The following is a 12070-nucleotide window of genomic DNA, read 5'->3' as shown; positions in this document are numbered from 1 at the left end:
AAAGGTCGCCGCTGCTTTCCATAAACGGAAGGATCCTATACATTCTCGGCACGAGCGGGGAGTTTCGCAAATGGAAGACATTGCTTTGCAGGTGCAGCACATCGATCTGCTGGTCCTGCCGGAGACCAATCTCATTCTCGTCGCGTCGGTCGTGGAGCCGTTGCGGGCCGCCAACCGGATTGCCGGACGCAGCCTTTACAGTTGGACGATGTTCAGTCCGGACGGCGAGGCGATCGAGACCAAGAGCGGCATCCCGATCCCTGTCGCCGGTGCGTTCCGGCCGCAGCGCGAGACGGCGCCACTTTTCGTGCTGTCAAGCTACAATTGGCGGCGCGGCGCCACCTCGCATTTGAAGATGCTGCTTTCTCAGACCGCGCGGCACCGCGTGGCGATGGCGGGGATCGAATCCGGCTCCTGGCTGCTTGCGGAGGCAAGCCTGCTCGACAATTTCTCCGCGACGACGCATTGGGAGGATTTCGAGGATTTTGCCTCGACCTATCCGCAGGTGACGATGGTCCGCGAGCGTTTCGTCATAGACGGCAAGCGCATCACCACCGGAGGATCGCTGCCCACGCTTGATCTGATGCTGGAATTGATCCGGCGGGCGCATGGCTATTCGCTGGCGCTCGAAGTCTCCCGCCTCTTCATTTACGAGCAGGAGCGCACCCGCGGGGACCTCCTGCAGGTGCCGGCGATCGGCAACATGCGCATTCTCGATGCCCGTGTCGGCGTGGCGGTCAGGCTGATGGAGGAAACCGTCGAGGCGCCGCTGACGCTTGCGAAGCTAGCGCGCCGCGTCGGCGTCAGCGCGCGGCACCTGCAGGACCTTTTCCGGGAGACCATGGGGGTTGCGCCGCACGAGCACTATCTGGCGCTGAGGCTTAATGCGGCACGCCGCAAGGTGATCGAGACGCGGATGGAATTTGCCGATATCGCGGCGATTTCCGGCTTTAATTCCTCTTCATCGTTCTCGCGCAGCTATCGGGCGCACTATCGCGAGAGCCCGAGCGAGACGCGCCGGCGGCTGAAGCTCAAAATCTGATTCAATGATCTCATATCCCGGTTCAACGACGGCATTTGTCCGAGTCGGAACAGCGGCTTGCCGAGTCGTGCTGAGGCGCCGATTCAAACTCAGACCACCGTCTCGCCCCCGTCGGCCACGAGGATCTGACCGGTGATGTAGGAAGACCGATCCGAGACGAGGAAGAGGATCGACTCGGCGATTTCCTCGACGCTTGCCCAGCGGCCGAGCGGCACCTTGTCGCGGATATAGGCTTCGATCGCGTCGCGACCGCCCATCTGGCGAATGAAGGGTTCGTTGAAGGGCGTGTCCACCCATCCGGGGCAGAGCGCATTCACCCGCACTCCGAATTTTGCGTAGTCTCCGGCCATTTGCCGAGTCATGGCGATCACCGCGTGCTTCGTCGTCGTGTAGGCGATCATCTCGCGGTCATAGAGCACGCCGGATGAAGACGAGGTGTTGAGGATGACGCCGCGGCCGGCGCGCTTCATAGACGACATGACGAGCCGGGCCGCCATGAAATGGGCGCGCACGTTCAGCTTCCAGGACCGGTCGAAACCCTCGACGTCGACCCCTTCGAGGTCGCCCGCGACCTGGGCTCCGGCATGGTTGTGCAGGATGTCGACGCGGCCGTGGCGGTCGAGCACATCGGCGACGCCATGCGAAAGCGCGGCGTCATCAGTGACGTCGACGGCGAGTGCTTCGGCGCTGCCGCCCGCGCCGGCGATCGAGACTGCCGTTGCTTCCGCAGCCTCCCGACTGCGGTCGATGATGACGACATGGGCGCCCTCGCGCGCCATCATGGCGGCGCCAGCCCTGCCGATGCCGGAGCCCGCTCCGGTGACGATGGCGATCCGGTCTTTCAGAATCATCGTTTCACTCCCCGGATTTGCTTTTCTTTTCGCGCATCAACAGGCGAGCACTCAAAATGAGGAGCAGCGATGCGGCCAGCACCATCGTCGCGATCGCGTTGATCTCGGGCGTCACGCCGCGGCGGATCGATGCGAAGACGTAAATCGGCAGCGTCGTTTTCGAGCCCGCGACAAAGAAGGCGATGATGAAGTCGTCAAAGGAAAAGGTGAAGGCGAGCAGGAAGCCGGCGAGGATCGACGGCAGGATCTGCGGCAGCACGATCAGTCGGAAGGTCGTCAGTGGCGTCGCGTAGAGGTCGCTCGACGCTTCGACGATGTCGCGGCCGAGGCTTGCGATGCGCGCCTTGACGATCATGGTGACGAGCGCCATTGAGAACAGCCCGTGCGCGGCGATGATCGAGCCATAGCCGAGCCCGAGTTGCGGCGGCCGCTCCCCCGGCCAAAGGTTCGCGAGTGCCGGATTGACGATGGAAAAGAGCGCGACGAGGGCGACAAGCGTAGCGATGCCGATGACGACGCCCGGCACCACGATCGCCGCGGCAAGCAGCGCATCGAAGAGCGCGCGCATCCGCGGCCTGAGCCGTTCCAGCCCGAGCGCCGCCATCGTGCCGAAGATCGCGGCGAGCACGGCGCTGGTGAAGGCGATGATCAGGCTGTTCTGCAGCGCGGCGACGAGAAAGGTGTTCGAGAGCGCCTTGCCGTACCAAGCGGTGGAAAAGCCGGTGAACTCGCTCGCATTTCGACCTGCGTTGAAGGAGAACAGCACGACGAGGGCGATCGGCGCGTAGAGGAACAGATAAACGGCGGAGAGAAAGGCGCGCATCAGACGAGATCCACCTGCCGCGTTCCGGCTATTTTCCAGGCGATCCGCATCGCCGCCATCAGCACCACGACAACTACGGCGACGAGCGTAACGGCGATCGCCGAGCCGAAGGGCCAGTTGCGCGATTGCAGGAAGAGATCGACGAGCGCGTTGCCGATGAAGAAGACCTTGCCGCCGCCGAGGAGTTGCGGGATCAGATACTCGCCGAGGAGCAGGATGGTGACAAGCGCGACCCCTGTCATGACGCCGGGTAGGGAGAGTGGCAGCGTGACGCCGAAAAAGGTGGAGACGGGTTTCGCCCCGAGATCGGCCGATGCCTCCAGGAGCCTGCGATCGAGCTTCTCGAGGCTCACGTAGATCGGCATGATCATCAGCGGTAGGTAGCCATAGACGATGCCGAGCAGGACGGCGCCCGGGGTGTTGAGCAGGCGCACGTCCTCAATGCCGATCATCGACAGAAGATTGGGGATTCCGCGCGATCCAAGGATGTACATCCACGCATAGGTGCGCACGAGAAGGCTCGTCCAGAACGGCACCACGACGAGCGAGACGAGGATGAGCCGGTAGCGCGGATTTGCCTTCACCGCGAGATAATACGCGGTTGGGTAGGCAACCAGCAGGCAGAGGAAGGCCCCGGCCGGCGCCAGCATCAGCGTGTTCCAGAAGGCGGTGGCGCGCGTCGGCAGATTGGCGAACTGCGCGAAGGTGAAGGCCGGCTGATAGCCGCCCTCGGGCGCCCGTTCGCCAAAGGCGAAGACGAGCATAGCGATGAACGGCAGGACGAGGAAGACGGAGAGCCAGCCGGCTGCCGGCGCAATGAGCGCCGCCGTTACGAGATTCCTCTTCCTGTTTGCTGCACGCATGAGGGATCGGCCGGGTGCTGTTGAACTTGTCCCCCCCATCCAGACTTCGGCCAGATTTCGGATTGCCGTGCCGGATGAGAGGGAAAAGGCTGTCTGTGACGGGTCAGGCGGACTTGAAGCGGGCCATCAGCTCGGCGCGACCAGGGTCGGTCAAGGTCACGGCGGCGCCGAACTCGAGCGGCGTCAGCGACGCCTCGTCCGGATAGACGATCTTGTTCGAGGTGACCTCCTCCGGCAGCAGCTTCAGCACGCGGCTATCGGTGGTCGGCGCGCCGTTGGCGATGTGCTCCTTGACTGCGTTTTCCGGCGCCATCAGGTAATTGAGCAGCGCATAGCCGGCCGGCTTGTTGGCGGCGCTTTTCGGGATGGCATAGAAGTCCGTCCAGATCTCGCCGCCGTCCTTGCCGAGCACGTACTCGATCTCCGGCATGTCGCGGTTGAGCTGGGCGCCGTCATTGGTCCAGCACATGGTCATCCAGGCATCGGTCGCGCGCATCGCCGGCTGGTAGTCGCTGTTGATCGCGTAGAGATGCGGCTTGACGCGGAGCAACAGTTCCTCAGCCTTGGCCAACTCCTCCGGCTTGATCGAGTTGAAGGAGTAGCCGAGCGAGACGAGCGCATTGCCGATGGTGGTCAACTGATAATCATGCACCATTGTGCGGCCGTCGGCCTCCGACATCGCCACCTCGAAGAAGTCCTTCCAGCTGGATACCGGCGCTTTGATCTTGCTCGTGTTCACCGCAATGCCGGTCGTTCCCCAGTTCTTGGGAACCGCATAGGTCCTGCCGTCGACCATGCCCTCATGGGTGAAGCGCGCATTCTCGGTCGACGCATCGAAGTTCGGCAATTGTCCCATGTCCAGTTCGTCGATCAGGCCGAGCTTGACATAGGTCGAGATCGTATAATTGGTGGGAACGAACAGGTCCCAGCCGGTGCCGCCCGCCTGCAGCTTCGCGAGCATCTCTTCATTCGAACCGAAGACATTGACCTCGACGGCGACGCCGGTGGCAGCGGTGAAGGCTTCGAAGGTGGCGGGATCGTGATAGTTCGGCCAGGTGGCGATCGACATCTGGCTGCCGAGATCGCCGGCGAAAACGGTTGAATTGAAGAGGCCGGGCTGGCGTGCCAGGACAGCGGCGGCGAGGCCGAGGCCGGTTACGCCGAGGAAATGCCGCCGTGAGACCGAGCCGCGCTTCAGGCGCATCAGTTCGTCGGCGAGCTTCACTGCAGTGATTGGGGCATTTTCTCTGTACCACTTGGTCATGACGCTGTTCCCTTGTTCTTGACAGGCATTTATGGCAGCAGACCGGCCGGTCAGGCCGGGAAGATATGCATTGCGTTCGCATCGAAGCTGAGACCGATCCTTTCTCCCGGTTCGGCGAGCTCGCTTTCGACGAGGGCTCGGCGGTCGGCGGTCACCAGAAAATCGCCGAGGCCGTCGACCTCGACGGAATATTCCACCGAAGAACCGAGAAAGATGCGATGGGTGACGGTGCCCTCGAGCGTCGAGGCACCGTCGCGCACGAGACGGATCGCCTCCGGGCGCAGCGCCACCATGGCGGCGCCGACGGTACCGTTCACCCGCGCGGGTTTTGTCAATCCCAGGCCGTTCGCGAGCCGGATCGGACCCGCGCCGGGCTCGATCGTGGCGGCGATGCGGTTGGTCTTGCCGACAAAATCGGCGACGAAGAGCGTCGCCGGCCGGTCATAGATCTCCTCGGGCGTGCCGACCTGAATGATCCGGCCGGCGTTCATGACGCAGACGAGGTCGCTCATCGACAGCGCCTCCTCCTGGTCGTGCGTCACGAGCACAAATGTGATGCCGAGCTCGCGCTGCAGGCTCTGCAACTCGATCTGCATGGCGGTGCGCAGCTTCTTGTCGAGGGCGGCGAGCGGTTCGTCGAGAAGCAGCACCTTAGGCTTGTTGACAATGGCGCGCGCGAGTGCGACTCGCTGCTGCTGTCCGCCCGACATTTCGTGGATGCGGCGCTTCGCAAAGCCGCCGAGGCGCACCATTTCCAGCGCTTCCTGTGTCCGCCGGCCTATTTCGGCGGCGGCGATGCGCGGGCGCATCTGCTTCAGCCCGTAGGCGACGTTCTGCGCGACGTCGAGATGGGGAAACAGCGCATAGTGCTGGAATACCATGTTGACCGGCCGGCGATAGGCAGGCACGCCGTTCACCGCTTCGCCACCGATATGAACGGTCCCCTCGCTCGGCTGCTCGAAACCGCCGATCATCCTCAGGCATGTGGTCTTGCCGCAGCCGGACGGGCCGAGCAAGGCGACGAAGGCGCCCTTGGGAACCGCTAGGTCGATGCCGGACACGGCCGTCACGCTGCCATAGCGTTTGGCGACCGAACGGAATTCAATATCGTTCGTCGAAGCGGATCCCACGTCTGTTCCCTGCGGTTGTTATCGGAGATCGTTCACGGTTTGGCGCCGCCTCGTCCCCCCGTCATTGATAAGCAGCCTAGTCAGATGAGGGCGTGCAGGTATATACCCCAAGAGAGGTATTTAAGCGCGAATTGGCCTGTGGCAGGAGTATATCCGCGGACGCGCTGCAGGGCGGGAACGGGCCGGGAGGGCGATTTGGGCATCGACTTCGAGGGACTTTTTCGGGTCACAGCGTCTTTGGTGGACGGCGCCTCGATGGAGGACGAGGCTCTCGGAAACACGTTCCGACGGCTGATGCTGAGCCTGATGAGTTTCGACTATGTCGTCGTCTTCGCATATCGGGGAAAAGAACGGCCGCTCGATCTCTTCAGCACGTTCAACGCGAAGGAGCATGTGCTCTTCGTGAGCCTGTACCAGGCCGGCCCCTATCTGCTCGATCCTTTCTATCATGCCGCCTGCGCGCCGAAGCCGGGGGTCTGGCGGATGCGGGAACTCGCCCCCGATCGCTTCTTCTCCAGCGAATATTACCGCACCTACTATGTGCAGACCGGTCTTGCGGAGGAGGTAGGCTTCTTTGTTCCAGTGAGCGGGCAGGTGACCGTCGTCCTATCGCTGATGCGGCGGGAAGCGACCGGCAGCTTCAGCGCGGCGGAATTCGCGCTGCTCAAGAAGGTCGAACCGCTCGTCGCAGCGCTGGTACGGCACCATTGGGCCGATCTCGACCGCCGCTTCGACGCGGCGCTCGCAAAAACCGGTCGGAACCGCCGCAAGGCGACGCATCCGCCCGCTGATGGTGTCTGGCGACATCTCAACCTCACGGAGCGGGAGACTTCGATCATCGAACTCGTGCTGCAGGGGCATTCATCGGAGTCGATCGGATTGAAGCTCGGCATTTCGACCGGGACCGTGAAAGTCCATCGTCGCAACGTCTACCGCAAGCTCGGCATCTCCTCGCAGACGCAACTCCTGTCGCTCTACATCAATAGTCTCGGACATTGAGAGCAATGATTCCTCATGGGTTCAGAAAGAAGGATGGCGCGCCCCTGCTGCGCCCTCCTTCCGAATTGAACGAGACCGTCAGGCGTTGATGAGCGCAAGCTTGGCACGGGCGTCGAGGATTTGCGCGCAGGCGTTCGCCGCTTCCTCGCCCTTGATAACGAAATGGTCGCGGAAGAAGGCGATCAGCGACTCGCATTCCTGAAAGTTGTGCGGCGTAAGCACGGCCGAGAGGACCGGCACGTTCGTGTCGAGTTGGACGCGCATCATGCCGTCGAGCACCGTGCCGGCGACGAAGTCGTGGCGATAGATGCCGCCGTCGACGATGAAGGCGGTGCCGAGGATCGCCGAGTAGCGTCCGGACTTCGCGAGCATCTGTGCGTGCAGCGGGATTTCCAGCGCCCCGGGAACGTCGAAGATCTCGACATCGGCCGCATTGCCGCCGAGCGACGTCCACTGCGCGATGAAGCCATCGACGCACTGATCGACGATATCGGCGTGCCAGCGGGCACGGACGATGGCAATCCTGATCGAGGGGTGGGAAAGAACGGTCATGATCTCAAGCCTTTCAGGGTTGGCATATTTCCAATGATCCCGTCGGGCGAACAGGCATACGCAACGACCCTTCTGCGTGTTTCGCGCATCTGACAAGACGCGCGGCGCTGTCGGAGGGACGTCACCCCTGCTTGCTCTCTTCCATCCGGACTATAACCGTCGGCTCCGGAGTTCAACCGGATCTGCTGACCTTCAAGCAGGCTGCTCGAAGCGCTCGCGGGCTTCGACCGAAGAGCCTTCGGCTCGCCGGTCGTTACCGCCGGTGGGGAATTTCGCCCCGCCCTGAGAACGCTCGCGACTATAGAGACGGCTCGGCGCCGGTCAAATGCGGTGAACGACGAAAAAGCGAGAAATCACGACAGATTTTTTCGGGGCACCCGGCCGCAGGAGAGGTCGCGGCCGGGAGGCAGGGCCTATTCGCGGATCACCAGCAGGTCCTTGGCGGCGAAACGCAGTTTGACGCTCTCGCCGTAAGACGGCGGCACGACGCCGGGATTGTTAAACATGTCGAAAGAGATCAGGTCATTGCCCACGCGCAGCCTGGTGCGGATGACCGAGCCGAGGAAGTTCGTCGCTTCGACCTCGCCGACAAGCGATGTATCGCCGCTGGCGCTCTCGGCTATGGAGCCTGCCTCCGGCCGCAAGGCAAGCGAGATCGTGTCGCCACCCTTCAGGTTGGCAATTGGCTCCGCCAGAGTAACCGGTTGGTCGCCCACCATGACGGCACCGGTGGCCGGGTCGGCCACCTTGGCCTCGATGATGTTGAGCGTGCCGACGAAGGAGGCGACGAATCGGGTCGCCGGCGTGTTGTAGATCTCGAAAGGCGTGCCGATCTGGTCGGCGCGCCCGGCATTCATGACGACGATGCGATCGGAGATCGACAGCGCCTCCTCCTGGTCATGCGTGACGAACACGGTGGTAATGCCGAGCTGCTGCTGGATCTGCCGGATTTCTTCGCGTAGCGAGACGCGGATCTTCGCATCGAGCGCCGAGAGAGGTTCGTCGAGCAGCAGCACCTGCGGCTTCACCGCAAGGGCGCGGGCCAGCGCCACACGCTGCTGCTGACCGCCGGACATCTGATAGGGGAAACGGTCCGCCAGGTGGTCGAGCTTGATGAGCCCGAGCATCTGCTTCACCCGAGTATCGATTTCCGACCTGGAAGCGCCGGCCACCTTGAGGCCGAAGGCGACATTGTCGTGCACGTTCATGTTGGGGAACAGCGCATAGGCCTGGAACACCATGCCGATATTGCGCTGGTTGGGCTTGAGCGAACCCTGGTCCTTGCCGTCTATCGTGATCCTCCCGTCGGAGGGCGTCTCGAAGCCGGCGATCATCCGGAGGATGGTCGTCTTGCCGCAGCCGGAAGGCCCGAGAAAAGAAACGAACTCGCCTTTCTCGATGCCCATGTTGAAATCGTGCACGACCTGGACCGGGCCGAAGGATTTCTTGATGTTGGTCAGTGACAGGAAACTCATGCGAACGGTCCTCAGGCCTTGGGAGGCGCGCTTTTCTGGAAGCGCGAGACGAGCTGGATGAGGCCGAGGCAGCCCCAGGTGATTCCGAATGCGATGACGGCGAGCGCCGCCGGTTCATAGGCGCGGTTGGCGCCGAGAAGCTGCATATAGGGGCCGAAAGCCGGCCTGTTCAGCAGCGCTGCCATGGTGAACTCGCCGATGACGATGGCGAAGGTGAGGAAGGCGCCGGAGAGCACGGCAACAAGCACGTTGGGCAGTATGATCCGCGCCAGGATCGTGGTCCAACCGGCGCCCAGACTCTGGGCGGCTTCGGTAAGCGTGGCCACGTCGATTGTCCTGAGGCCGGTGTCCACCGCACGGTACATGTATGGCAGCGCCAGCGTGGCATAGCCGAACATCAGCAGTATGTTGGTGCCGAAAGCGGAGCCTGTCAGGGGCAGCCAGCTCGATGTGTTGTAGAGCCGGATATAGCCGAAGACGATGACGATTGCCGGAATGACCAATGGCAGCAACGTCACGAATTCGACATAGGGACGCAGGCCCGGCAGCTTGAGGCGGATCCAGTAGGCCGTCGGCACGACGAGCAGCACACCGAAGACGATGGTGAAGAGCGCCTGCGTCACGGAATAGGTGAAGGTCTCCTGGAAGCGCGGATCGCCGAACACTCTCGCATAGGCCTCGAAGGAATATTCTCCGCGCCGCATCTTCAGCGAGAAGTTGGTCATCCCCACGAGCGGAAGCGTGAAGTAGAGGATGCCGAAAAAGAGGGCGCCCCAGGCCCAGATCTTCTTCATTTCAGCCACCTCTCGCTGCGGGCGCGAAGCCAGATGTAGATTGCGTTGGCGACACCCGTAACCACGATCATGCCGAAGGCAAGCGCGTAGCCGAGGTGCGGATTGCCGAGCACGTCGCCGCGGATCTGGGCGAAGAGCAGGATGGGCACGATCGAGAGCGACGAGCCGGTTAATGCAATGGCGGTTGCGACGGCGCCGAAGGCATTGGCGAAGAGAAGCGCCAGGGTGCCAAGGATAGAGGGGAGCAGGATCGGAAAGGCGACCATCCGCCAGTATTGAAACCCGGTGGCGCCGAGGATCGATGCCGCTTCGCGCCACTCGCGCTTCAGTCCGTCGAGTGCGGGCGTGATGATGAGGATCATCAGCGGGATCTGGAAGAAGAGATATGTAATGGTCAGGCCCCAGAAGGACAGAATGTTGAAGCCGAGCGCCCGCAGATCCACGCCAAGCTCCGAGCGCAGGAAAACGTTGACGATGCCGACCGGCCCGAGCGTTGCGAGAAAGGCGAAGGCCAGCGGTACGCCCGCAAAGTTGGACGCGACGCCGGAAAAAGTCAGTAGCGGCCCGCGGATACCTCTCGGCAATCCGCCGAACACGACGGCTGCGGAGATGGCAAAGCCGGCCAGGCAACCGAGGAGCGCCGAAGCGACGCTGATTTTAATGGAGATCCAATAGGCTGCGAGGATCGAAGGGGTGAAAAGACCTTGGATATTATCGAGCGTGAAGCTGCCGTCCGGTGTCTGAAAGGCGCCGACCACGATCTTCATCGTCGGAAGAATGAGAAAAAGCGTCACAAAAGCGGCAAAGGGCAGGATGCCCAGCCAGTGAAGCGGAAGACGACGCGCCGGCGACCTGGCGCTGATGTGAGCAGTTGACATTCCTTGCGCCCTACGGGGCCGCGTCGCAGACGCGGCCGTTCCTTTAAAGTTCCGATGATTGTCGCATCCGTCCCGGACGGGAAACCGGCCGGGACGGAATGATTGCGGAAACGCTTACTGGACGTTTGCGCCGACGACGGAATCCCAGCCGCCGGTCACGGCAGCCTTGTTCGCGTCGACCTCTTCCAGCGTCGGGAAGTAAGCCTTTTCATACGCATCCGCCGGCGGGAGGGCGTCGATCAGTTCCTTCGGAACCTTTCCGTCCTTGACCATCGCGTTGAAGCGTGCCGGGTGGCAGAAGCCCTTCAGCCAGCCGAGCTGACCTTCGTCGGAATAGAGGTGCTCCATCCACAGCTTGGCGGCATTCGGATGCGGTGCATAGGCCGAGATGCCTTGAACGTAGACGCCGGCGAGAACGCCGCTTTCCGGAACGACGACTTCGGTCGGCGGGTTGCCCTCCAGCGTCTTGGCCCAACCGAGCGCGTTGTAGTCCCACGCAACTATGATCGGGGTCGAGCCCTGGGCAAGCGTGCCCGACTTGCCGATGACCGGGACGAAATTGCCGGCCTTGTTCAACTCGGCGAAAAAGTCGAGACCGGCTTCGCCGGCTTCCTTCCCGGCCTTGGCGCCCTTGGCGAGGCCTGCGGCGAGTACGCCGAGGATCGCCTGGTTCGAAGCGCGCGGATCGCCGGCGAGGGCGACCTGGCCGGAATATTCCGGCTTCAGCAGATCGGCCCAGTCCTTCGGCGAATTGGTAACGAGGTCCTTGTTGATGAGGAAGGACATCACGCCGTAATAGTCGCCGTACCAGTAGCCCTCGGCATCCTTGACGGAGTCCGGAATCTCGTCCCAGGTGGAGACCTTGTAGGGCTGCAGCAGGCCTTCGGCCTTCATTTGCGGACCGAAAGCGAGGCCGACGTCGACAACGTCGGGCGCCTGCGGGCCCTTGTTGTCCTTGTTGGCCTTGACGGCTTCGACTTCGTCGGCCGAGCCGGCATCCGGGTTCAGTTCGTTGACCTGGATTTCCGGATACTTGGCCTTGAAGGAGGCAATGACGTCGCCATAGCCGCACCAGTCGTGGGGCAGAGCGATGGTGGTGAGCATGCCTTCCTTCTTGGCTTCGGCGATGAGCTCCCCGCTGGGCTCGGCGGCGGCGATGGCCGTCGTCGCCAGAAGCACGGCGGTCGAAAGCGAGAGCAAGCGTTGAGTCTTTGAAATCACTGGCGTTCTCCTTATTGGGTTTAGTTTCGGCGATGCTGATAAAGCGCTGCGATGAAACTTATGTGACAGTCGTCGCCCCGCTTACAACCAAGATGCGGTGGCTCGAAAGCCGGTTCTTCGAGGGTCGAGGTGTTGCGCTCGCCACATGCTTCATCATTTGACCTCGGATAATGCCGGG

The 12070-nt window shown here is 62.4% G+C and carries 12 protein-coding genes and 1 riboswitch; of the genes, 2 read left to right on the top strand and 10 right to left on the bottom strand.

Features of this window, described 5'->3' with window-relative positions; all coding sequences use genetic code 11:
* Positions 1 to 70: 70 nt before the first annotated feature.
* Positions 71 to 1042, top strand: a complete 972-nt coding sequence (locus EKH55_RS10835; protein ID WP_151611501.1) for a GlxA family transcriptional regulator — start codon at positions 71 to 73, stop codon at positions 1040 to 1042.
* An 89-nt stretch (positions 1043 to 1131) separates the two neighbouring features.
* Here EKH55_RS10835 and EKH55_RS10830 read toward each other — a convergent pair whose 3' ends face one another.
* The 5 genes from EKH55_RS10830 to EKH55_RS10810 form a co-directional block, all read right to left on the bottom strand.
* A complete protein-coding gene (locus tag EKH55_RS10830; RefSeq protein WP_151611500.1) occupies positions 1132 to 1893 on the bottom strand; it encodes an SDR family NAD(P)-dependent oxidoreductase in 762 nt (253 codons plus the stop codon).
* Between the two features lie 4 nt (positions 1894 to 1897).
* Positions 1898 to 2716: an ABC transporter permease gene (locus EKH55_RS10825; protein WP_151611499.1), complete on the bottom strand. Its 819-nt coding sequence runs from the start codon at positions 2714 to 2716 to the stop codon at positions 1898 to 1900.
* The gene (locus EKH55_RS10820) at positions 2716 to 3579 is read right to left on the bottom strand and encodes an ABC transporter permease (RefSeq protein ID WP_069461475.1); all 864 of its coding nucleotides are present in this window, start codon (positions 3577 to 3579) and stop codon (positions 2716 to 2718) included. The genes EKH55_RS10825 and EKH55_RS10820 overlap by 1 nt, the downstream gene beginning before the upstream one ends.
* 103 nt (positions 3580 to 3682) lie before the next feature.
* Positions 3683 to 4843, bottom strand: coding sequence for a polyamine ABC transporter substrate-binding protein (locus EKH55_RS10815; RefSeq protein WP_069461476.1), 1161 nt, complete (start codon positions 4841 to 4843; stop codon positions 3683 to 3685).
* A gap of 50 nt (positions 4844 to 4893) precedes the next feature.
* Positions 4894 to 5973: an ABC transporter ATP-binding protein gene (locus EKH55_RS10810; protein ID WP_151611498.1), complete on the bottom strand. Its 1080-nt coding sequence runs from the start codon at positions 5971 to 5973 to the stop codon at positions 4894 to 4896.
* A 195-nt stretch (positions 5974 to 6168) separates the two neighbouring features.
* Between EKH55_RS10810 and EKH55_RS10805 the strand changes: the two genes are divergently transcribed.
* Positions 6169 to 6972, top strand: a complete 804-nt coding sequence (locus EKH55_RS10805) for a helix-turn-helix transcriptional regulator (protein ID WP_083265483.1) — start codon at positions 6169 to 6171, stop codon at positions 6970 to 6972.
* Positions 6973 to 7050: 78 nt separating this feature from the next.
* On the opposite strand, the gene EKH55_RS10800 is transcribed toward EKH55_RS10805, so the two are convergent.
* The 5 genes from EKH55_RS10800 to EKH55_RS10780 all read right to left on the bottom strand — a co-directional run bounded on the left by EKH55_RS10800 (position 7051) and on the right by EKH55_RS10780 (position 11892).
* A complete protein-coding gene (locus EKH55_RS10800) occupies positions 7051 to 7524 on the bottom strand; it encodes a 6,7-dimethyl-8-ribityllumazine synthase (protein ID WP_151611497.1) in 474 nt (157 codons plus the stop codon).
* 129 nt (positions 7525 to 7653) lie between these two features.
* A riboswitch (FMN riboswitch) is annotated at positions 7654 to 7818 on the bottom strand.
* A gap of 119 nt (positions 7819 to 7937) precedes the next feature.
* Entirely contained in the window at positions 7938 to 8999 is a 1062-nt protein-coding gene (locus EKH55_RS10795; RefSeq protein WP_069461479.1) for an ABC transporter ATP-binding protein, read from the bottom strand.
* Between the two features lie 11 nt (positions 9000 to 9010).
* Entirely contained in the window at positions 9011 to 9793 is a 783-nt protein-coding gene (locus tag EKH55_RS10790) for an ABC transporter permease (RefSeq protein WP_069461480.1), read from the bottom strand.
* Entirely contained in the window at positions 9790 to 10671 is an 882-nt protein-coding gene (locus tag EKH55_RS10785; RefSeq protein WP_151611496.1) for an ABC transporter permease, read from the bottom strand. Before EKH55_RS10785 ends, EKH55_RS10790 begins: the two co-directional genes overlap by 4 nt.
* Before the next feature lie 114 nt (positions 10672 to 10785).
* Positions 10786 to 11892 (bottom strand): ABC transporter substrate-binding protein, encoded by a 1107-nt coding sequence (locus EKH55_RS10780; RefSeq protein ID WP_151611495.1) that lies wholly within the window; start codon positions 11890 to 11892, stop codon positions 10786 to 10788.
* Between the last annotated feature and the right edge of the window lie 178 nt (positions 11893 to 12070).

This window comes from Sinorhizobium alkalisoli (genome assembly GCF_008932245.1).
In the GTDB taxonomy this organism is placed as follows: domain Bacteria; phylum Pseudomonadota; class Alphaproteobacteria; order Rhizobiales; family Rhizobiaceae; genus Sinorhizobium; species Sinorhizobium alkalisoli.
The sequence above is the reverse complement of the archived record's forward strand: the minus strand, read 5'-3'. Positions and strand labels throughout refer to the sequence as shown.